This window comes from Cupriavidus mimosae, from assembly GCF_023952485.1.
In the GTDB taxonomy this organism is placed as follows: Bacteria; Pseudomonadota; Gammaproteobacteria; order Burkholderiales; family Burkholderiaceae; genus Cupriavidus; species Cupriavidus taiwanensis_C.
In genome coordinates this window covers 228,501-248,930 of the sequence record NZ_JALHRY010000008.1, presented here as the reverse complement: position 1 = coordinate 248,930, position 20,430 = coordinate 228,501, and the positions used below count along the sequence as shown (strand labels likewise).

General features: G+C 69.1%; 25 protein-coding genes. 7 read left to right on the top strand and 18 right to left on the bottom strand.

Annotated features, from left to right (window positions below; genetic code table 11):
* Positions 1–5 precede the first annotated feature (5 nt).
* The 14 genes from soxA to MKD50_RS17070 all read right to left on the bottom strand — a co-directional run bounded on the left by soxA (position 6) and on the right by MKD50_RS17070 (position 10,693).
* Entirely contained in the window at positions 6–833 is an 828-nt protein-coding gene (gene soxA / locus MKD50_RS17135; protein ID WP_240072985.1) for a sulfur oxidation c-type cytochrome SoxA, read from the bottom strand.
* A gap of 73 nt (positions 834–906) precedes the next feature.
* Positions 907–1,371, bottom strand: a complete 465-nt coding sequence (locus MKD50_RS17130) for a DsrE family protein (protein WP_240072987.1) — start codon at positions 1,369–1,371, stop codon at positions 907–909.
* Between the two features lie 97 nt (positions 1,372–1,468).
* A complete protein-coding gene (soxZ, locus tag MKD50_RS17125; RefSeq protein ID WP_025586032.1) occupies positions 1,469–1,780 on the bottom strand; it encodes a thiosulfate oxidation carrier complex protein SoxZ in 312 nt (103 codons plus the stop codon).
* Positions 1,781–1,836: 56 nt separating this feature from the next.
* Positions 1,837–2,292 carry a thiosulfate oxidation carrier protein SoxY gene (gene soxY, locus MKD50_RS17120; RefSeq protein WP_018006136.1) on the bottom strand — a complete coding sequence of 152 codons (456 nt, stop codon included), beginning with the start codon at positions 2,290–2,292 and terminating at the stop codon, positions 1,837–1,839.
* Positions 2,293–2,448: 156 nt separating this feature from the next.
* Positions 2,449–2,775, bottom strand: a complete 327-nt coding sequence (locus MKD50_RS17115; RefSeq protein WP_025586035.1) for a c-type cytochrome — start codon at positions 2,773–2,775, stop codon at positions 2,449–2,451.
* A gap of 117 nt (positions 2,776–2,892) precedes the next feature.
* On the bottom strand, positions 2,893–3,930 hold the full coding sequence (locus MKD50_RS17110) for a c-type cytochrome (RefSeq protein ID WP_252667868.1): 1,038 nt from the start codon (positions 3,928–3,930) through the stop codon (positions 2,893–2,895).
* A complete protein-coding gene (soxC, locus tag MKD50_RS17105) occupies positions 3,914–5,272 on the bottom strand; it encodes a sulfite dehydrogenase (RefSeq protein WP_252667866.1) in 1,359 nt (452 codons plus the stop codon). Before soxC ends, MKD50_RS17110 begins: the two co-directional genes overlap by 17 nt.
* A 116-nt stretch (positions 5,273–5,388) precedes the next feature.
* Positions 5,389–5,808, bottom strand: coding sequence for an ArsR/SmtB family transcription factor (locus MKD50_RS17100; protein WP_115705314.1), 420 nt, complete (start codon positions 5,806–5,808; stop codon positions 5,389–5,391).
* A gap of 47 nt (positions 5,809–5,855) precedes the next feature.
* On the bottom strand, positions 5,856–6,746 hold the full coding sequence (locus MKD50_RS17095) for an EamA family transporter (RefSeq protein ID WP_240072991.1): 891 nt from the start codon (positions 6,744–6,746) through the stop codon (positions 5,856–5,858).
* 126 nt (positions 6,747–6,872) lie between these two features.
* The gene (locus MKD50_RS17090; protein WP_252667864.1) at positions 6,873–8,138 is read right to left on the bottom strand and encodes an NAD(P)/FAD-dependent oxidoreductase; all 1,266 of its coding nucleotides are present in this window, start codon (positions 8,136–8,138) and stop codon (positions 6,873–6,875) included.
* A 13-nt stretch (positions 8,139–8,151) separates the two neighbouring features.
* On the bottom strand, positions 8,152–8,529 hold the full coding sequence (locus tag MKD50_RS17085; RefSeq protein ID WP_115705320.1) for a c-type cytochrome: 378 nt from the start codon (positions 8,527–8,529) through the stop codon (positions 8,152–8,154).
* Between the two features lie 172 nt (positions 8,530–8,701).
* Complete coding sequence (locus MKD50_RS17080) at positions 8,702–9,580, bottom strand: BON domain-containing protein (RefSeq protein WP_252667862.1); 879 nt, start codon at positions 9,578–9,580, stop codon at positions 8,702–8,704.
* A 53-nt stretch (positions 9,581–9,633) separates the two neighbouring features.
* Positions 9,634–10,221, bottom strand: coding sequence for a phosphoheptose isomerase (locus tag MKD50_RS17075; protein ID WP_240072997.1), 588 nt, complete (start codon positions 10,219–10,221; stop codon positions 9,634–9,636).
* A gap of 61 nt (positions 10,222–10,282) precedes the next feature.
* Positions 10,283–10,693, bottom strand: a complete 411-nt coding sequence (locus MKD50_RS17070) for a YraN family protein (protein WP_252667860.1) — start codon at positions 10,691–10,693, stop codon at positions 10,283–10,285.
* Positions 10,694–10,711: 18 nt separating this feature from the next.
* Between MKD50_RS17070 and rsmI the strand changes: the two genes are divergently transcribed.
* Positions 10,712–11,617 carry a 16S rRNA (cytidine(1402)-2'-O)-methyltransferase gene (gene rsmI, locus MKD50_RS17065; RefSeq protein WP_252667858.1) on the top strand — a complete coding sequence of 302 codons (906 nt, stop codon included), beginning with the start codon at positions 10,712–10,714 and terminating at the stop codon, positions 11,615–11,617.
* A 96-nt stretch (positions 11,618–11,713) separates the two neighbouring features.
* Here the strand turns inward: rsmI and MKD50_RS17060 are convergent, their stop codons facing one another.
* A complete protein-coding gene (locus MKD50_RS17060; protein ID WP_252667856.1) occupies positions 11,714–12,481 on the bottom strand; it encodes a septal ring lytic transglycosylase RlpA family protein in 768 nt (255 codons plus the stop codon).
* Positions 12,482–12,752: 271 nt separating this feature from the next.
* Here MKD50_RS17060 and MKD50_RS17055 point away from each other — a divergent pair, with 271 nt between their 5' ends.
* From MKD50_RS17055 to MKD50_RS17045, 3 genes are all read left to right on the top strand, one after another.
* Positions 12,753–13,403 carry an MBL fold metallo-hydrolase gene (locus MKD50_RS17055; protein ID WP_115705330.1) on the top strand — a complete coding sequence of 217 codons (651 nt, stop codon included), beginning with the start codon at positions 12,753–12,755 and terminating at the stop codon, positions 13,401–13,403.
* A gap of 4 nt (positions 13,404–13,407) precedes the next feature.
* Complete coding sequence (locus tag MKD50_RS17050) at positions 13,408–14,064, top strand: 3'-5' exonuclease family protein (protein ID WP_252667854.1); 657 nt, start codon at positions 13,408–13,410, stop codon at positions 14,062–14,064.
* Between the two features lie 206 nt (positions 14,065–14,270).
* Complete coding sequence (locus MKD50_RS17045; RefSeq protein ID WP_115705439.1) at positions 14,271–14,498, top strand: hypothetical protein; 228 nt, start codon at positions 14,271–14,273, stop codon at positions 14,496–14,498.
* Between the two features lie 70 nt (positions 14,499–14,568).
* Here the strand turns inward: MKD50_RS17045 and arsC are convergent, their stop codons facing one another.
* On the bottom strand, positions 14,569–14,928 hold the full coding sequence (arsC, locus tag MKD50_RS17040) for an arsenate reductase (glutaredoxin) (protein WP_115705333.1): 360 nt from the start codon (positions 14,926–14,928) through the stop codon (positions 14,569–14,571).
* Between the two features lie 172 nt (positions 14,929–15,100).
* On the opposite strand from arsC, the gene MKD50_RS17035 reads away from it, so the two are divergent.
* Together MKD50_RS17035 and MKD50_RS17030 are read left to right on the top strand one after the other, a co-directional pair.
* A complete protein-coding gene (locus MKD50_RS17035; RefSeq protein WP_252667852.1) occupies positions 15,101–15,685 on the top strand; it encodes a GNAT family N-acetyltransferase in 585 nt (194 codons plus the stop codon).
* A gap of 97 nt (positions 15,686–15,782) precedes the next feature.
* Entirely contained in the window at positions 15,783–15,953 is a 171-nt protein-coding gene (locus MKD50_RS17030; RefSeq protein WP_252667850.1) for a hypothetical protein, read from the top strand.
* Positions 15,954–16,025: 72 nt separating this feature from the next.
* On the opposite strand, the gene MKD50_RS17025 is transcribed toward MKD50_RS17030, so the two are convergent.
* Together MKD50_RS17025 and MKD50_RS17020 are read right to left on the bottom strand one after the other, a co-directional pair.
* The gene (locus MKD50_RS17025) at positions 16,026–17,294 is read right to left on the bottom strand and encodes a M20/M25/M40 family metallo-hydrolase (RefSeq protein ID WP_115705338.1); all 1,269 of its coding nucleotides are present in this window, start codon (positions 17,292–17,294) and stop codon (positions 16,026–16,028) included.
* Positions 17,295–17,350: 56 nt separating this feature from the next.
* A complete protein-coding gene (locus tag MKD50_RS17020) occupies positions 17,351–18,607 on the bottom strand; it encodes an allantoate amidohydrolase (protein ID WP_115705340.1) in 1,257 nt (418 codons plus the stop codon).
* A gap of 386 nt (positions 18,608–18,993) precedes the next feature.
* On the opposite strand from MKD50_RS17020, the gene MKD50_RS17015 reads away from it, so the two are divergent.
* A complete protein-coding gene (locus tag MKD50_RS17015; RefSeq protein ID WP_115705342.1) occupies positions 18,994–20,388 on the top strand; it encodes a C4-dicarboxylate transporter DctA in 1,395 nt (464 codons plus the stop codon).
* The last annotated feature ends 42 nt before the right edge of the window (positions 20,389–20,430 follow it).

Sequence of the window (20,430 nt, the reverse complement as noted above, 5' to 3'; positions counted from 1 at the left end):
ACTGGTCAGCGCTTCATCGCCGGGCCGTCGTAGGTGCCGCCGTTGGCGTTCTTCGCCAGGAACATGGTCAGCGCGGTGATCACGTCCGAGCCATAGGCGGGTTCGGGAAAGCGCTGCTGGCGCAGGCAGTCGTACAGTCGGTGCTGCATGGTGCGCACCTCGCCCTGCGACACGCGGTACGCCGGCCAGGTGGTGTAGGCCGCCTGCGCGCCCTTGTCGGTCAGCAGGTTGGGCAGGTCCTGCAGGCGGATGCGCTGGCCGTCCACCGCATGGCAGGTGGCGCAGGCAAAGTCATAGGCGCCGCCGCGGTAGAAGAACATCTTCTCGCCCAGCGCATAGGTGCGCTTTTCTTCCGGATGGCTGAGCTGCACGTTCATCTTCACGCCGCGCGACTCGCCGGTCAGGTAGGCCACCAGGCGCTCGATCTCGGACGGCTTGCCCGACGACGAGAACGGGGTTTTGGTGGCCTCTTCCTTGGTCAGCCCCTGCAGCGTCATGCGGCAGTGGGCGAGCCGCTGCTCCAGGTCCATCACCTTGCTGGTGTCCTTGAAGTAGCGCGGCAGCTCGGCGTAGGCGCCCTTGGTCACGCCCGGGCCCTTGCCCAGGTCGCATTGTTCCAGCGAGGCGTTCTTCGGGCCGGCCGGCTTCTTCCACAGTTCTTCGCCGGCGGCTTCCCACAACTCGGCGGGATTGCCTTCGGCCAGCATCTGGCGGTACTTGGCGATTTCGTCGGCGGTGCTGCCCTGCGCGTGCACGGCGGCGGCGGAGGCCACCGCAGCGGTGGCCGCAGCGCCCAGCGCGGCGCGCCGGGCTAGGCTTCGGATGGTGTTCATGGGGCTTCTCCTCGCGGCCTCGCACCGTGGCGGGCCGTTCTCTCTCTTGTTGCCGGAAGCTACGCCGCCCGGCTCAGGGCTTGATATAGGCGTAGCCTTCCTCGGCCTGCAGGCGGGCGATCTCGACCACGCCGGCCTGGACCACCTTGGCTTCCATCAACAGCTGCGATTCACTGATCTTGCGCGCGGTCAGCGTATTGCGGCACACGCGGAACTCCACGCCTTCGGCGGCCAGCGCGCCCACCGGGCTCTCGAAGCTGTTGCCGCGCGCGTCCTTGGCACCTTCCACCAAAAAGTCGATGCCGTAGCCGAACGCGACCACCACGATCCTGGTGCCGGGGGCGCCATTCAGGTGGTTGCGCAGGTTGCCCATCGCGCGCACCGCCTGGTCGATGCCCTCCGACAGCTGGTACACCACCTTCACGCGCCCGCCCTTGCCCGCCCCGGCCGCCGCCGACTGACCGGACTGGGCCGAGGCCTTTGCCGCCAGGCCGATGGCGGCCAGCGCCGCCGATGCTCGAATAAATGCTCGCCGCATAATGCTCCTTCGGGCCGGGTCCGTCCCGGCATTCCGCCCCGAACCTTAGCAGAGGACGGCGCGGCGTGCCGGCGCCATGCAGGCGTGGCGGGCGGCTTCAGGCGATGGTGGCCTCGTCGGTGCGCTTGTCGCCCTTGTTGTCGGTCCAGGTCACCGCGACCTTGTCGCCCTTGGCGCCGCCCTTGAACTTGAAGTTCAGGAAGGGGTCCTTGGACACCGCCGGGCCGAACTGGGCGCGGAACACTTCCTTGCCCTTGCACTGGGCGGTCACGGTCTGGATATGCCAGGCCGGGACGACCTTGCCGGATGCATCCTTGCGCTGGCCGGTTTCCATGTCGTGCTTCATCAGAATCTTGACGTCCACCACGCCGCCGTTTTCGGTGGCGCGTACGCGCATCGGGTCTGCCATGTGTTTCTCCTGTTGCAGTTTGGCGGGAATCTAGGTCCGGGGTCCGGGGCTCGGCGTCAGCCGCCGCAGCCGCCCAGCGTGACCTTGATTTCCTTCGATGCCACGTACCACTTGCCGCCGGCCTTGACCGCGGCGTGCACCACCGAGGTCTGGCCCATCTTCACCCGCGTGGAGACGAACGGCTCGGTGCCTGCCGGGATGATGAAGTCGGCGGCCAGGGTGTTGGGATTCTTTTCCACCAGGATCGCGATCTGCTCGGTATCCGGCAGGGTGCTGGTCACGGCCACCGGCACCACGGCGCCGTTCTCGGCGATATCGGGGGCGGTGAAGGTGATGGCGGTGCTTTTCTCGGTGCCGCTGCCGCCAAGGGCCTTGATCACGTCGGCAACGCTCTTGCCGTCAAAGGCGTTCTTGTTCCACTCGGCCGCCTGCGCTTCGCTGATCAGGCCAGTGGCGGCCATCAGCGACAGGACAGCGGTGACCCGCAGCACTTCTCGTCGTTTGGAATTCATTGCTTGCTCTCCGGCTACTCCGTTCCAGTCGGTCGTGGACCGTTTCAGGGGTGTTGCATGCGGCCGGTACATGGCCGGCCGCTGGTTGTCCCAGGCCGCGCGGCAATCACCGCCCGGCCCGGCGCATCGGCGGACTGCCCGCTATGGCAGTCGGTCTTACTTGGCGGGGGCGCCTGCCAGCACCCACTCGACCACGGTCTTCAGGTCGGCGTCGCTGAGGGCGGCGTTGGCCGGCATCGGCACCGGACCCCACACGCCCGAGCCACCGCTCTTGACCTTCTTGCTCAGGGTCGCCAGGGCGTTCTTGTCGCCCTTGTACTTGGCCGCCACTTCCTTGTAGGACGGGCCGACCAGCTTCTTGTCGACCTGGTGGCAACCCATGCAGGCGTTCTTGTTGGCGATCTCCTGTGCCTTGGCGGCATCGACCGCGTGAGCCGATGCGGCGGCGCCGAGCATCAGCGCTGCGATGACAAACTGCTTCATTGTTAAGCTCTCCAAGCTCTGTAAAGCCGTGGGGACGGCAAAGGCCGCGCGACCGTGCTGCAATGGGCCGGCGGCACACACTGGCTGCCGCCTGGGGGCACTGCGGCGGCCAGTCCGCTATTTTGCCTCAAGAATCCAGCCCACCATGGCCTGCACGTCCGAATCCGGGATTTGCGGCTGAGGCGGCATCGGCACCGCGCCCCACGCGCCCTGCCCGCCCGCCTTGACCTTGCGCGCCAGTGCCGCATGCGCATCCTGCCCCTTGTACTTGCCCGCGATGTCGGCGAACGACGGCCCCACCAGCTTGCGGTCCATCGCGTGGCAGGCCACGCACTGGTATTGGCTGGCCAGGCGCGCGCCCGGCGCGGGCGCCGCCGCGGCCACGGCTGCGGCCCCTGGCCTGGCGGCGCCGGCGGCCGCGATGCCGCGCACCGGGCCGAACGCGCGCTGCTGCTGCGCCAGGTCGCCATGGGCATCGCGGGCATAGTCCGGCATTGACGAAGCGATCGTGACCTGCTCCATGCAGCGCGACATGCATGCGGTGTTGCCGGTATCCGGCCGGCCGCGACCCGGCCACATGCCGTGGTCGGTGGTCATGCCGGCGCGGTTGGGCATGCGCCGCTGCACCTCGGCGATATTGGCGTCGGACAGCGCAAAGTCGGCCGGAACGATTTCGCCCAGGTGGAGCAGGTAGGCGGTGACCGCATAGACCTCGTTCGCGCTCAGGCTCTTGGGCGCGTTCCACGGCATCGCGCGGTGGATGTAGTCCCACAGCGTGCTGACGGTGCTGACCTTCATCAGCGTGGTGCGGTACGGCTGGTTGCCGGTCATGCCGGCGACGCGTCCGCGCTTGATGTCCTCGGCGGTGGTGCCGCCGACCAGCGGCGTGAACACCTCGTTGGATTCGCCGAAGTCGCCGTGGCATGACGCGCACTTGCCGTCCCAGACCTTCTGGCCCTGCGCGACCGTGCCGCTGCCCCTCGGCAGGCCCTTGAAGTCGGGGCGCACGTCGATATCCCACGCGGCCACTTCGGCCGGCGTGGCGGTGCGGCCGAGTGCCGCACGCGCCTCGCTCGTGCCGGCCGCCGCCGGCGTGGCGCAGCCGGCCGCCAGCAACAGCGCGGCGGCGATCCTGAGCTCAACCCACATGGACATTGGTCACCTCGCCGCCCGCCGCCACCTGCCAGCTCTGGATCGCGTTGTTGTGATAGATCGAGCGCGTGCCGCGCACCGCGCGCAGCTGCCCCAGCTTCGGCTGCACGTAGCCGGTCTCGTCGATGGCGCGGCTTTGCAGGATCGCCGGGCCGCCGTCCCAGACCCAGTCCAGGTTGAAGCGCGTCAGGCATTTGGACAGCACCGGCGCCTCCAGCCGCGCGGTGCGCCAGTTGCGCCCGCCGTCGGTCGAGACATCGACCCGCTTGACGCGTCCGCGCCCGGACCACGCCAGGCCGCTGATGTTGTAAAAGCCTTTGCCCACCAGTTGCTGGCCACCCGACGGCGTGGTGATGACCGACTTGCACTCCTGGATCGAGGTGTACTGGCGCAGCTTGCCGTCGGGCATCATGTCGACGTAGTGGATGGTCTCGTCCTTGGCATTCCAGGGCTGGTCGCCCAGCTCCAGCCGGCGCAGCCACTTGACCCACGACACGCCCTGCACGCCCGGCACCACGAGGCGCAGCGGGTAGCCGTTCTCGGGGCGCAGCATCTCGCCGTTCATGCCCCAGGCGACGATGATCTCGTCGGCCAGCTCCATCGGGATGGTGCGCGTCATCGACGAGCCGTCGCCGCCTTCAGCCAGCAGGTAGCGGCCGCGGCGCAGGTCGGCGCCGGCGTCGTCCAGCAGCACCCGCAGCGGCACCCCGGTGAATTCGCAGCACGACAGCATGCCGTGGGTGTACTGCACCGTCGGCACCGCGACGTTGCCCCACTCCATGCCGGTGTTGGCGCCGCACTCGATGAAATGCATGCGCGACACCGCCGGCAGGCGCATCAGGTCGTCCATGGTGTAGACCCGCGGCGTGCGCACCAGGCCATTGATCATCAGGCGATGGCGCGCCGGGTCGATATCGTGCCAGCCCTGGTGGTGGCGCTCGAAGTGCAGGCCGTTGGGGGTGATGATGCCGAAGAAGCCCTGCAGCGGCGCGAATGCGACCGAGGCCGCCGACACCCGGGTCAGGCCGGGCGACTCGCGCCGGATCAGGTTTTTCTCATGGACCGAGGGCTGGCCGTAGGGGCGCGCCGCGACCGGCTGCCCCAGCGACGTGGCCCAGGGCTGCGGCTGCAGGATGGCAGGATCGCCATTCGCGCCGTCCGCGGCCAGCGCGTGCCGGCCCGCCGCGGCCGTGGCGATGCCCGCGGCGGCGCCCAGGAAGCTCTTGCGCAGAAAGTCGCGCCGCGGCGCGTCCAGGCCGTGCCGGCCGATGTCCTGCTGCAGCGATGCGCTGACGAAGTGCTCGGGTGCGGGCACGATGCGCCCGGGCCGGTTCCGTTCCTGCAATGCGGTCTCCTCCGGCGCGCTCGCCCTGGTCGGTCAGACCGGTCGGCGTGCCTGTTGTACAGGGCGCTGCATCGGGTGCGGCGCCGCCGTTTGCTGCCGGAAGAGTGGTGGCGCGGCTAGCTTGCCGTGCGCCGCCGGCGCGCCGGGGTTTCCGGCGCGGGCTGTGCCATGAAGCGGTCGACCACGCCGGAGGACAAGGCGTTGTCCTCCAGCCGGCTCGCCACCTGCACGCAGACCGTGCGGCACAGCTCGATCACGCTTTCGTCCGCAATGGCGTAGAACACCAGGTTCGCCTCCTTGCGGCGCGACAGCACGCCCGAGCGGTACATCGCGTTGAGATGCCGCGACACGTTGGTCTGCGACGAACCCACCGTCTCGACCACCGTGCTGACCGGCTTCTCGCCATCGCACAAGGCGTGCAGGATCTTCAGCCGCGTCGGCTCCGCCAGCAGGCTGAAGTAACCCGAAACCTTTTCGAAAACGCGATCCAGCTCTTCCATGCCGTCCAATATATTCGTATATGCGTGAATGCGCATATAGTGTTTACCCATTGATGCAGCACAACATGCTGCCCCGCGCGCGCTCAGCGGCGCGCCAGCGCCCTGCCCGCCCACAAGCGCTGGCCGAACACATTGAGCAGCAGCCCCGCCATCACCACCGCCGCGCCGATCCACTGCGCGCCGGACAGGTCCTCGCCGAGCAGCACGTGCGCCGACACCAGCCCCACCACTGGCACCAGCAGCGTCAGCGGCGCCACCTGGCTGGCCGGGTAGCGCGTCAGCAGCCGGCCCCACATGGTGTAACCGAACACCGTCGCCGCGAACGCCAGGTACGCCACGGCGAACACCGCCATGCCAGACAGCTGCGTCACGCTTTGCACGATGCGCGCCGGCCCCTCGAACCACAGTGACAGCAGCGCGAACGGCACGATCGGCACCAGCGCGCCCCAGATTACCAGCCCAAGCAGGTCCACCGGGCCGATCTTCTTGCTGACGATATTGCCGCTGGCCCAGCAGAACGCCGCGCACAGGGTCAGCACGAAGCCGGCCGCGCTCATGCCGCCCATGCCACCCGCACCGGCGCCGATCAGCGCCAGCCCGCCCGCCGCCACCACCATGCCGGCGAAATTGTGCCAGCGCACCGGCTCGCCCAGCCATAGCGCGGCGATCGCCAGCGTGAAGAAGGCCTGCGACTGCAGCACCAGCGAAGCCAGCCCGGCCGGCATGCCGACCGCCATGGCGTAGAACAGGAAGGCGAACTGGCCCAGGCTGATGGTAGCGCCGTAGGCCAGCAGCAGCCGCCACGGCACGCGCGGGCGCGGCACCAGGAAGATGGCCGGGAACGCCACCAGCAGGAAGCGCAGCGCCCCCAGCAGCATCGGCGGCACGCCCGCCAGCCCGACCTTGATCACGACAAAGTTGACGCCCCAGACGCAGACGATGGCGAGGGCGAGGAGACGGTCTCTGGCTTGCATGGGGAATGCCGTGCGCGGGCGCGCGAGTTCGATCGGGACGCCTAGCGTAGCAGCGCCGGCGCGCGCGGCATTGCACGTTCTTGCGGTTTTGTGCGGGCAGCGGTGCCGCCCGCACCGCCGCCACCGTCAGGCCAGCATCTCCGCCCAGATGCCCCGCGCCCACGCCAGCGCGTAATCGCCCTCGAGCGCCGTCGGCGCCGGCGACAGCCCGCCCGAGCCCGGCACCGTGACCATGGTCTTCTGCGCCGCGTCGTAGCGATGCACGCTGGCCACATGCACCGCCTCGCGGTCGGAGGTAAAGCTGTAGCAGGTGTTGTTGTACAGCGGCTCCGGGTCCGGGGCGCCGCCCGACAGCAGCGCCACCAGCGCCGCCGCCGCGACCTTGCCGTGCTGGTTGGCCATATGGCCGGACTTGGGCATCAGCGGCGCGATCTGGATCGCGTCGCCGATCACATGGATATGGGCCGCGGCGCGCGACTCGAAGCTGAGGAAATCCACCTCGCACCACTTGCCATTGGCCGTGGCCAGCCCGGCCGACACCGCGATCGCGCCGGCCCGCTGGGGCGGCAGCAGGTTGAGCACGTCGGCGCGCACATCGTCCTGCACCTCGAACTTGAGCGTGCGCGTGGCGGGGTCGACATCGGCCACCTCGTGCTGCGGCCGGTATTCCACCATGCCCGGGTATTGCGTGGCCCACACCTGGCGGAACAACGCGGCCTTGGAGGTAATGTCGGCATTGGCGTCAACGATCAGCACCTTGCTGCGCGGCTTGTGCTGCCTGAAATAGTGCGCCACCTGGCAGGCGCGCTCGTACGGGCCCGGCGGGCAGCGGTACGGCGCCAGGGGCACGCTGATGGCATAGGTGCCGCCATCGGGCATCGCCTCGAGCTGGCGGCGCAGCGCGACGGTTTCGGGGCCGGCCTTCCAGGCATGCAGGATCTGGTCGCCGCCGGGCCGCTTCAGCCCGGGCAGCGCCTCGCGCATCATCTCGACGCCGGGCGACAGCAGCAGGCGGTCATAGGGCAGCACGCTGCCGCCCGCGAGGCGCACGGTCCGCCTGGCCGGGTCGATGGCGACCGCGGTGTCGCGCGCGAGCCGCACGCCGTGGCGGCGCACCAGTGCGTCGTACGGCAGGGTCAGGTCGCCGAGCTGGCGGCTGCCGCCGATCACCAGGTTCGACAGCGGGCACGAGACAAAGGCCGGATTCGGTTCGACCAGCGTCACCTCGATCGCCTGCCCGCTCCATTCGCGCAGGTAGCGGGCGGCCGTGGCGCCGCCATAGCCGCCGCCGACCACCACCACCCGGGCGCGGGATGCGGCGCGCGCCGGCCGGATCCCGGCCGTACCCAGTACTGCGGCGCCCGCGGCGCCGAGGAAGCTTCTTCTGTGCATGGGTGGTTCCCTGTCAGCGCACGGCGGCAAACCACGCCGCGATCGCGGCGATCTGGTCGTCGCTGTAACCCTTGGCAATCTGGTGCATCACCGTGGCCGGGCGCGTACCGGCCTTGAAGGCCTGCATCTGCGCGGCCAGCTCGCCCTGCGGGCGCCCGGCAAGCGACGGGATCGTGCTGCCCGCCGGGGCCCGGCCGGCCGGGCCGTGACAGCCGGTGCAGGCGGCGGCCTGGCTGCGCGCACGCAGCGCGGCATCGGTGGCCTGGACAGGCGCGGCGGCTGGCGCGCCGCCGGGTTCGGCCGACAGCGCCGGCGGCGCGCACAGCATCGCTGCCAGCAGCGCCAGTCGGGGCGGAATACGCCAGGCAGGCCGGGGGATCGTTGTTGTCATGGTCTCGCTCCGTCTGGGGCCGGCGCAGCGCTATCGCAGTCAGCGCAGTCAGCCAGCGTGGCAACCGTAGCACATCGGCCGGCCCAGTGTGCGTTGCAAACCGCAGAACGAAAAACGGCGCCCGCATTAGCGGACGCCGTTGTGACCAGCCCGGAACCTGCGGCGGTGCGCTTCAGGGCAGGTTGCGGCCGGGCGGCAGCGCCACCGGCGAAGTGACCGGGGCCGCGACCGGCGCGGTGGTGGCGCCCGCGCTGCCCGCGGTACCAGGTGCGGCACCGGCCGGCGCATCGATCGGCCCGCCCACGCCCGGCACCGACTGCACCGGCGCCGGCGTGCCGACGCTGCCGTCGAACGACGGGTTTTCCGAGGTCGAGGCCGCATCCAGGCGCGCGCGCTCGGTGTCGTTGACGTAGTCGAAGGCCTTGACCACCTTGGTCACGCCCGAGGCATTGCGCGCCACGTCCGTGGCCCGGTCGCCCTCGGCGCTGGTGACCACGCCGAGCAGGTAGACCACGCTCTTTTCCGTGGTGATCTTGATCGAGTTGGACGGCACGCCTTCCGCGGTCATCAGCAGCGTCTTGACCTTGCTGGTCAGGTAGGCGTCCTGGCTCTGGGTCATGAAGCCGGGCGAGTTGACCACCTCCAGCTCATTGATCACCACGCGCGCATTCTGCAGGCCGCGCACGTACTGCTCGATCTGTTGCTTGACGCTGTCGTTCTTCGCTTCGCCGGTCAGCAGCACCTTGCGGTTGAAGACGGTCACGTTGACTCGGGCCTGGCCGCTGAAGCGCGAGTTGATGGTGCTCTCGGCCTCCAGCTGCAGGCCGCGGTCGACGGTCTGGGTGGCGGCCGGGCGGCGGTCGGTGGCCATGGCCACCCCGGTGCCCATGGCGCCGGCAATCACCGGAAAGCAGCCGGCCAGCTGCGTGGCGCACACCAGCGCGGCAGCGGCCAGGCCGGCGCGGCCCAGGCCGAAACTGGCCAGGGGGCGGAAGGGATGGCGCGCCTCCGCGCCGTTCCGGGAAGCTTGCGTAGTGGGCAGATGAGTCATGCGGTCCTTGCTGTGGCTGTATGTTGGAAATGAGGGTCGTCGGATGCCCGGCATCACGCTTCCCCGAGCAGTGCCTCGTCGATGCCGTTGCACAGGCAGTGCAGCGTCAGCAAGTGCACTTCCTGGATACGCGCGGTGCGCTCGCTCGGCACGCACAGGTGGATGTCGAATTCATCGAGCAGGCCGGCGATGGCCCCGCCGCCCTTGCCGGTCAGCGCCACCACGGCCATCTCGCGCTGGCGCGCGGCGGCCACGGCAGCCATCACGTTGTCCGAATTGCCCGACGTGGAAATCGCCAGCAGGATGTCGCCGGGCTGGCCGAGCGCCTCGACCTGCTTGGCAAACACCTTGCTGAAGTCGTAGTCGTTGCCGATCGCGGTCAGGATCGAGCCGTCGGTGCTCAGCGCGATCGCGGCCAGGCCAGGCCGTTCGCGCTCGAAGCGCCCGACCAGCTCGGCGGCGAAATGCTGCGCCTGCGCCGCCGAGCCGCCATTGCCGCAGGCCAGGATCTTGTTGCCGCTGGTCAGCGCGCCGACCATGCGTTCCACCGCGGCGTCGATATGGGGGGCCATTACCGCCGCGGCCTGTCGCTTGGCTTCGGCACTGTCTAGGAACTGTTGCTGGATACTGTCGATACTCATGGCTCTGGGGCCCGCTTGTTGCCATGGCGATCCGCGAATCGCCCCTCATGTTTGCCGTGCATTATGACCCAGCCCCGGCGGCATCCAGGTCAAAGGCGTGCTGCAGCCACTCCAGCCGGCCAGGCTCCAACGCCACCACGTCGAAGCGGCATGGCGGCACCCGGGTCAGCGTGGCCAGGTAGTGCCCGGCGGCCAGCAGCACGCGCCGCTGCTTGGCCGGCGTGACGCTGGCCGCGGCGCCGCCGAAGCCCCGCCCGCTGCGCTGGCGCACCTCGACGAACACCAGCGTGCCGTCCGGCGCGCGCATCACCAGGTCGATCTCGCCGCCTTTGCAGCGATAATTGCGCACCACGGGCTCCAGGCCCTGGCGCCGCAAGTGGGCCAGGGCCCGGTCCTCTGCCTGCGCCCCGCGTGCCTGCCGGCCTGGCGCCTGCCTGCCCGGCACCTGCGTGGTGGATTTGAATGATCGCATCAACGGAAGTTCTCAAGCATGAGTGACTGGATCTCCCTGGCGGCAAGCCAGTCGTACCCGGCCGGCACGCTCTACGTCGTGGCCACGCCCATCGGCAATGTCGCCGACCTGTCGCTGCGCGCGCTGCATGTGCTGGGGTTGGCCGACGCGGTGGCCTGCGAAGACACCCGCAATACCGGCCAGCTGCTGTCGCGCGTTGGCCTGCAGCGGCCGCTGGTGGCGGTGCACGAGCACAACGAGCGCGAGGCCGCGGGCCGCATCGCCGAACGCCTGGCGGCGGGCGAGCGCATCGCCTACGTCTCGGACGCCGGCACGCCCGGCATCTCCGACCCTGGCGCGCGGCTGGTCGAGGCGGTGCGCGCCGCCGGCCATCCGGTGGTGCCCCTGCCTGGTCCCAGCGCGGCGGTAGCGGCGCTGTCGGTGGCGGGCGACCTGCTCGAGGCCGGCGCGGGCCGTTTCACCTTTGCCGGCTTCCTGCCGCCCAAGCCCAAGGCCCGCGCGGAAGCGATCGCCCGGCTGGCGGCGCTGGACCACGCCTGGGTCTGCTACGAGGCGCCGCACCGCATCGCCGACACCCTCGCGGCGCTGGCCGCGGGTCTGCCGGGCGAGCGCCGGCTGCTGGTCGGGCGCGAACTGACCAAGCTGTTCGAGGACATCGCCGTGATGCCGGTAGCGCAGGCGCCGGCCTGGCTGGCGGCCGACCCGAACCGGGCCAAGGGGGAATTCGTGCTGGTGGTGGAAGGCGCCGGCAGCGCCGCCGCCGAGGGCCTGCCGGATGCCGAGGCGCAGCGCGTGCTGTCGCTGCTGCTGGCCGAGCTGCCGGCCAAGCGCGCCGCCAAGCTGGCGGCCGCGATCACCGGCGCGGGCACCGATGCGCTGTATCAGCTGGCGCTGGCCCGGCGTGCCGGCGACGCCGGCGATTGAGGGCACGGCCGGCGCGCGGGCTCCGGCGCGGGCCCGCAGGTCAGAATGTAAGGAGAAAGTGTCAGCGCGCGGCGGCATGCGACGGCGCTGGCGCGCTCAGTGGCGCTTGCGCTTGACGGTCTTGCCGCCGGTCTTGGCCGCCTTGCGCGCCTTGGCGGGCGCCAGCGAATTGGCCAGCTCCGGCACCGACACGTCGTCATCGCCGCTACCGTCGCCGGCCTCGGTGCCGCCGGCATCGACTTGCGGGCCCAGCGCGGCGACTTCGGTGCGGGTCAGGCGGCGGATCTCGACGTTGGTGGCGCCGCGCTCGACAAAGCCCAGGCGGCGCGCCGCGCCGTAGGACACATCGAGCACGCGGCTGCCGTGGTACGGGCCGCGGTCATTGATGCGCAGCACCGCGACCTTGTTGTTGCGCAGGTTGCGCACCAGCACCCAGCTGTCCAGCGGCAGCGACGGATGCGCTGCCGTCATGGCGCGCATGTCGAAGCGCTCGCCGTTGGCGGTCTTGCGGCCATGGAAGCCCTTGCCGTACCACGAGGCCACGCCGCGCTGCTCGAACGTGCCGATGTCGGCGCGCAGGCCTTCGAGCGAGTTGCCGCTGCGGCCTTCGTCGGGGTCATAGCCGAACAGGTTCCAGCTGCCGGTGTCGGGCGTGCGCACGGCGGGCCTGGACTCGGCGCGTTCGGTCCGGGCAGGCTTGCCGTTTTTTGCCGCGCGCGTGGGCACGGCATCGCCGGCGTCGGTGCCGGCGCTATCGCTTTCGGGCGGCGTGGCACAAGCGGCCAGCACCACGGCGCATGCGGTGCATGCGCCGAGCTTGGCCAGCCGTTGCCAGCGCTTGGTGAGAGCGGAGATCCGTAACATGGGCGGCAGTCTAACATTGACTGTTTGGGACTATCTCTTTCAATTTGTTACGAAATCTGTGCGATTTCGCACGATCGGGGTCTAATTGGCCGGAAGCCCGCTTGTGGCAAGGGATTTGGCCCGATGCGGCGCGGCCTGCGACGGGTACTCCACTGGTCACATGGAGGCCGCCGGGCGTGCCCGACGTCCCCGGCGCTACAATGCTGGGCACTGCGCCGATCACGCCGCCAAGACGCCGGGTCCGGTACCCGCCGGCTCATACAAGACCTCCATGAAAGCCCTGCTCATTCCCGTCACGCCCTTCCAGCAGAACTGTTCCTTGCTGATCGATGAAAGCACCGGCGCCGCCGCCGTCTGCGATCCCGGCGGCGACCTCGACCGCATCCGCGCGGCGGTGAAAGAGCAAGGCGTCACGCTGGAAAAGATCTTCCTGACGCACGGCCACGTCGACCATTGCGCCGGCGCCGCGGCGCTGTCGCGCGAACTCGGCATCCCGATCGAGGGCCCGCAGCAGGACGAGCGCTTCTGGATCGAGCAGTTGCCCGAGCAGACCCGCCGCTTCGGCTTCGGCCACGCCGAGAGCTTCGAGCCCGACCGCTGGCTCGAGAATGGCGACACCGTGCAGTTCGGCAACGAAACCCTGGAGGTCTACCACTGCCCTGGCCATACCCCGGGCCACGTGGTGTTCTTCTCGCGTCCCAACCGGCTGGCCGTGGTCGGCGACGTGCTGTTCGCGGGGTCGATCGGCCGGACCGACTTCCCGCGCGGCAACCACGCCGACCTGATCCGCTCGATCCGCACGCGGCTGTGGCCGTTGGGCGAGGACGTGACCTTTATCCCCGGGCACGGCCCGGTCTCGACCTTCGGCGAAGAGCGCCGCAACAATCCGTTCGTCGCCGATCACCTGGTCGACGCGGGCTGAGGCCATGGCCAAGCGACAAGCGCCCGACACCCGCCCCGAGATCTACGTCAGCACCGACGTCGAGGCCGACGGCCCGATCCCGGGCCCGCACTCGATGCTGTCCTTCGCCTCGGTGGCGATGCTGGCCGACAAGACCGTGCTCGGCACCTTCTCGGCCAACCTCGAAACCTTGCCCGGCGCCGCCGGCCACCCCGTGCAGATGCAGTGGTGGCAAACCCAGCCCGAAGCCTGGAGCGCCTGTCGGCGCGACCTGCAGCGCCCCGAGGACGCCCTGGTGCGCTATGTCGAATGGGTCGAGGCCCTGCCCGGCAAGCCGGTCTTCGTCGCCTTTCCGGCGGGTTTCGATTTCACCTGGATGTTCTGGTACATGATGCGCTTCGCCGGGCGCTCGCCGTTCGGCTGGGCCGCGCTCGACGTCAAGACGCTGGGCTTCGCGCTGACCGGACGGCCCTACCGCAAGACCGTCAAGGCGGCCTTCCCGGCCGGCTGGATGGATCCGCTGCCGCACACCCACGTGGCACTCGACGATGCGATGGAACAGGGCGCGCTGTTCTGCAACATGCTGGCGACGCTGCGGGAACGTGAAGCGGCACTGGCAACCCTCACGCCCGCAGAGGGAGCCGGCGCAAGCGTGGACTCACCTCCGTCGACCCAGGCCTGATCGCCCGTTGCGCCGCGTCAAGCGCGGAGGCATGTCCCTTGCAGGACGCCGCTCGCATCCGGCGCCAGCCCGGCTATAGTAGAAGCGGATATGGCGTTACCGGGCGAAACGAGCCATGACTAACCGGCGCACTTGCGCAGCCACGCCATATGCCGTTTGAGCCATCCTGCCCGGACCGCGCGGCGCCTGCCGAGGAGGTGTCGATCATGCGTTTCCCTACCGACCTGCACTTGAGAGACTTGGCCGGCCGGATCCATTGGCCGCATGCCACGCGGGACGCCACGCCCATTACCCATCGTCATTCCTCGGATGAGGACGCCGAAGTCGCCAAGGCCACGCTCTACATCAGCACCGTGACGCTGGTGGTGCTGCTGGTGGTGCTGGCGGCCATCGCTTTCGGTCAGGAGGCCATGCACTGGCTGGGTGTTCATTAGACGACCCCGCCTGAAGCAGACTGCCTCGCAGACCGGCCGGCCCCCACACACCGTGGGGGCCGGTTCTATTTCAGGCCAGCAGCGGCGCCACGTTCTCGGGCGGGCGGCCGATCGCAGCGCGGCGGTTGCGCACCACCACCGGACGCTGCAGCAGGATAGGATTGTCGGCCACCGCCGCCAGCAGCTCGGCATCGGTCAGGCCGGGGTCGGCCAGGCCCAGTTCGGCATAGGGGGCTTCGTTGTCGCGCAGCATCTCGCGTACCGGCACGCCCAGCAGGGTGTGCAACTGGCGCAGCGTCGACAGCGACGGCGGGTCCTTCAGGTACTCCACGACCTCCACCGGCTCGCCCAGCCGCTCGGCGGCTGCCTGGACCAGGGCGAGGGTCTCGCGCGACTTGGAGCAACGGGGGTTGTGGTAGATGGTGATCATGGCAGGTCCTTTCTTGTCATGGCCGCGCCCCGCGGCGGGGCGGCGGCACTAATGCGGTGCAAATCCACCCGCACTATATACAAGACCGCGGGGGCCGCGCAGCATGACGTGGTGCATCGCCACCGGCACGCATCCTGCGTTGCACCGGTTCTTGCCCCAGGCACCATTTTCGATGACCTCCATTCCTGTCTCCACCACCGGGCCGCGCGGCGATGGCATGCGCCAGCCCTATACGCTGCGTGACGCCACCCGCGCCGACATTGCCGCCATCCACGCCATCTACGCCCACCACGTGCAGCACGGCCGCGCCTCGTTCGAGGAAGTGCCGCCGAGCATCGACGAGATGCAGCTGCGCCTGGCCGAAGTGCACCGCAAGGGCCTGCCCTGCCTGGTCGCAGAGCGCGACGGCGAGGTACTGGGCTACGCCTATGCCTCGGCCTACCGCGCGCGCAGCGCCTACCGCTTCGCCATCGAGGACTCGATCTACATCGACCACCGCCGCGTCGGCGAAGGCCTGGGCCAGGCGCTGCTGGCCGCGTTGATCGCCCGCTGCGAAACCGGCCCGTGGCGCCAGATGGTCGCCGTGATTGCGTGCACCGCCTCCGGTGAAGGCGCGGGCTCGCTGGCCGTGCACGAGCGGCTGGGCTTCCGTACCGTCGGCCGGCTGGAAGCGGTGGGGTTCAAGCATGGGCAGTGGATCGATACGGTGCTGATGCAGCGGGTGCTGGGTGCGGGGGCGACGACGCTGCCGGGGTAGGCGGAATCGGCTGCGGCAAGTTCAGACGGGTCTTATCGCCGTGCAGGTGTCCTGATGTCGACAATGCCTATACTTTGTCATCACAAGGACACCGGACATGCTTGTGTCGGAAGAAATCCGACTCACATCCACGCTTGACGCCCGGCTGGGTGACGCGTTCATTGCCGAAGCCGCGGCACGGGGACTCACGCCGTCGGAAGCGCTTCAGGACCTGGTGCGCGAGTTCCTCGACCACAGCGCCCGAAAGCGCGGCCAAATCGCCGCCTAAAAAAAAACGCCACGGATACCTCCGTGGCGTCTTTCCATCAAAGCTCGGCGCCTGCGGCGCGTCGTCTTCGTCTTACTTCATCAGATCCGACAGCGCCAGTGCCACCACCTTGGTGGCACGGTTCAGGTCGTTCAGGCGCAGGTTCTCGTCCGAGTTGTGGCCGCGCGCTTCCATCAGCGTGCGCGGGCCGGCACCGTACAGCACGGTGGGGATGCCGCGCTTGGTGTAGTGGCGGGCGTCGGTGTAGAGCGGCACGCCCTGCACCGGGATCTCCACGCCGAACACGGACTCGGCACGGCTCTTCAGCGCACCGATCAGCTTGTCCACGCCCGGCAGTTCCGACAGCGGCTCGGCCAGGATGATGCGCTCGACCTTCACTTCGATGCCCGGGCGGTCCTTGGCGGCCTTCTCGACCACGGCGCGGATCTCGCCTTCGGCGTCGAAGCCGATTTCCTCGGGGATCATGCGGCGGTCGACGCGGAAGGTCACCAGGTCCGGCACCACGTTGGTGTTGATGCCGCCCTTGATCAGGCCGACGTTGAGCGTGGCGGTGTCGATGCCCGGCACCTTCGACTTGCGCGTGGCCAGCTCGGCACGCAGGCCGTAGATGGCTTGCAGGATGTGGGTAGCGGCTTCGATCGCGTCGACACCGGTGTGCGGCATGGCGGCGTGGCCTTGCTTGCCCTTGACCGTCACCTCGACGTGCAGGCAGCCGTTGTGCGACGAGGTGATGCCGTACGAGAAGCCGGCCGAGATGGCGTAGTCGGCCTTGCTCAGGTTGTTGTCGAGCAGGAACTTCGGGCCGATGTCGCCGCCGGTTTCCTCGTCATAGGTGAACTGCAGCTCGACCGCGCCGTTGATCTTCGCGCCCTGCTTCTCGGCTTCCATCAGCGCCAGCACGGCATAGGTGTAGGTGGCGAAGTCCGACTTGGACACCGCCACGCCGCGGCCGTACATGACCGGGCCGTGCTCGCTGTCGGCGATCTCGCCGCCGTACGGGTCCTTGGTCCAGCCCAGGCCGGGGGGCACCACGTCACCGTGGGCGTTCATGGCGATGGTCGGGCCGCCCGTGCCGAACTGCTTGCGCACGATCAGGTTGGTGGCGCTGATCATGCCGGCGGCCTTGACCTGCTCGTCGGGCACCTTGTGGGCCTCCACCGTGAAGCCCAGGCCCTCCAGCAGTTCCTTGGCGCGCTTGCCGTGCGCGTCGCAATCGCCGGCCGGGTTGTCCGACGGCACCTTGACCAGTTCGGCCAGGAAGGCTTCCTGCTGCGGGCGGTGCTGGTCGATGAACTGCGTCAGCGTGGTTTCGATGGGGTTCATATTGTCTCGTGCGGTCATGACTTGTTCTCGTAACAACTGAAGGAGGTTCGGGTGGGGCTTCCGGGCGCGCTGGCTTACTGCGGCAGCCGGAAGTGCTCGACGAAATCGCTGAACACGCGCGCGGACAGTGCGGCATCCTCGGCGGTCATGGTTTCGGTGGGATGGTGGCTGATGCCGCCGTTGCCGCAGCGCACGAACAGCATGGCGACATCGGCGATGGCGGCAATGGCCATGGCGTCGTGGCCGGCGCCCGACGGCAGGTGGCGCACCGGCACGCCCTGGCGGGCGATGGCGGCGGCCCATTGCTCTTGCAGCCACGGGGCGCAGGGAACGCTCTTCGCCTCGTGGGTCTTGCGGATCTGCGCGCGCACGTTGCGGCGCGCGCAGACACGCTCGATCTCGGCCAGCACGTCGTTGACGGCGGCCTCGCGCTCGGCGTCCTCGCCGGCGCGAATGTCGATGGAGAACACGGCGCGGCCCGGCACCACGTTGGTGGCGCCGTTAGGCACGTTGAACTGGCCCACGGTGCCGACCAGGCCCGGCTTGCCGCCGCAGCGCTTCTCGATAAAGAGGCCGATTTCGGCGCCGGCCATGGCGGCGTCGCGGCGCATGTCCATCGGCACGGTGCCGGCATGGCCGGCCAGGCCTTCGAGCTCGACCAGGAAGCGGGTCGCGCCGGAGATCGCGGTCACCACGCCTACCGGCAGGCCTTCGTTCAGCAGCACCGGGCCCTGCTCGATATGCACCTCAATAAAGGCCGCGACCTTGCTGCGCTCATGCTTTGCCGCGGGCAGCGCGGCGGCGTCGAAGCCGGCCTCGCGCATCACCTCGCGCATGGTCTTGCCGCTGTCGTCGACGTTGTCCAGCACGTTGTTGTCGAAGGTGCCGGCGATGGCGCGGCTGCCCAGCAGCGTGGCCTTGAAGCGCACGCCCTCTTCCTCCGCAAAACCGACCACCTCGAGCGCGAACGGGAAGCGCTTGCCCTGTCGGTTCCACTCGGCCACGCAGGCGATCGGCAGGATCACGCCCAGGTTGCCGTCATAGCGGCCGGCGTCGCGCACGGTGTCGAAATGCGAGCCCGTGAGCAGCGCCGGCGCGTCGGGGGTGGTGCCCTCGTAGCGACCGATCACGTTGCCGGCGGCGTCGCGGCGCACCGTCATGCCGGCCTGCTGCATCCACTCGGTCAGCTGCGCGGCGGCGCCGTGGTGGGCCTCGGTCAGGTAGGTGCGGGTGAGCATGCCGGGCTGCTCGGTGTGGACGGCCAGGACGTCGGCCCAGGCCATGATGCGCGTGCCAGTCTCTGCGGCGGACGGCGACGGATTTGCTGCCATGCGTGTCTCCTGCTGGAAGTGCGTGAAAGCCGCGGCGGCGTGACTGGCGGGGTGCCAGCGCGGGCGGGGCGCCCATGGCCGAAGCTCTATTCTGTGCGATTCATGGTAGCACAGTGAATTCAAAAATTGCATACAAAAATGATATGCACTATATTCGGTTCCACGTTCAGACAATGCGCTGCGGACAATCCGGTCCGGACAGCGGATGGCGTGGAATCCGCCCCAACAGGGGGGCCGTCCGCGCGGTGGCGTACTCCCGACTCGGGAGTCGCCCCGGAACGTAAGGCCGGCAGCCCAACCCAGCCGTCAGAGCAGCACGGGGCCGCCGGTGATTCCTGGATCGAAAATGGGCCGGCGCACAGGACCGGCCCCGCACGGAGACAACCATGCAGCACGCAGTTCCCTCGCAGCAGCCGGGCGCACCCCGCCTGCACACCCGCTTTACCCGCTCGCTGTTCGGCCAGGTGCTGATTGCCCTGGTGATCGGCACGGCGCTCGGCCTGGCCTTCCCCGAGTTCGCCGCCAAGCTCAAGCCGCTCGGCGATGCCTTTATCAAGCTGATCAAGATGCTGATCGGCCCGATCGTGTTCTGCGTGGTGGTGGCCGGAATCTGCGGTGCCGGCGAGCTGAAGAAGGTCGGCCGCGTCGGCATCAAGGCGGTGGTGTACTTCGAGGTCGTCACCACCATCGCGCTGGCGCTGGGCATCCTGCTGGCCTACGTGTTCCAGCCGGGCGTGGGCATGAACGTCGATCCCCGTTCGCTCGACGCCTCGGCCATCGCCGGCTTTATCGACAACGCGACCAAGGTCAAGGACCAGGGCACGGTCGACTTCCTGCTCAAGCTGATCCCCAATACCGTGTTCGGCGCCTTCGCCAACGGCGACGTGCTGCAGGTGCTGGTGGTGTCGATCCTGTTCGGCTGCGCGCTGTCGCTGGTGGGCGAGCCGGGCCGGCCGCTGGTCAGGCTGATCGATACCTTCTCGCACACGCTGTTCAAGATGATGGGCTTCATCATCAAGCTGGCGCCGCTGGGCGTGCTGGGCGCGGTGGCCTTTACCGTTGGCAAGTACGGCATCGGCTCGCTCAAGCAACTGGGCTTCCTGGTGTTCCTGTTCTACGGCGCGGTGATCATTTTCGTGCTGGGGGTGCTGGGCACGATCATGCGTGTGTGCGGCTTCTCGGTGATCAAGCTGATCCGCTACCTGCGCGCCGAGCTGCTGGTGGTGCTGGGCACGGCCTCGTCCGACAGCGTGCTGCCGCAGGTGATGAAGAAGCTCGAGTTCATGGGCATCAAGAAGTCGGTGGTGGGCCTGGTGATTCCGACCGGCTACTCGTTCAACCTCGACGCGTTCTCGATCTACCTGACGCTGGCCGCGGTCTTTATCGCGCAGGCGACCAACACGCCGCTGGCGATGGCCGACCTGCTCGGCATCCTGGCGGTGGCGCTGATTACCTCCAAGGGCGCGCACGGCATTCCCGGCTCGGCCATCGTGATCCTGGCCGCGACGCTGTCGGCACACCCGGCGATCCCGGCGATCGGCCTGGTGCTGGTGCTGTCGGTGGACTGGTTTATCGGCATCGCGCGTGCGCTGGGCAACCTGATCGGCAACTGCGTCGCCACCGTGGTGGTGGCCGCATGGGAAAAGGACATCGACCGCGCCCGGGCGCATGGGGTGCTCAACGGCACCATCGAGGCGTCGGACCTGGACGCCGGCCTGGCCGCGATGGCGCAGGACGCCGCCGCTCCGGCAATCGTGCCGGGCCCGGTCGCGGGGCGCTAGAATCACGCATCTCCCCAACCGCGCAGCCTCTGCGCAAGTGCG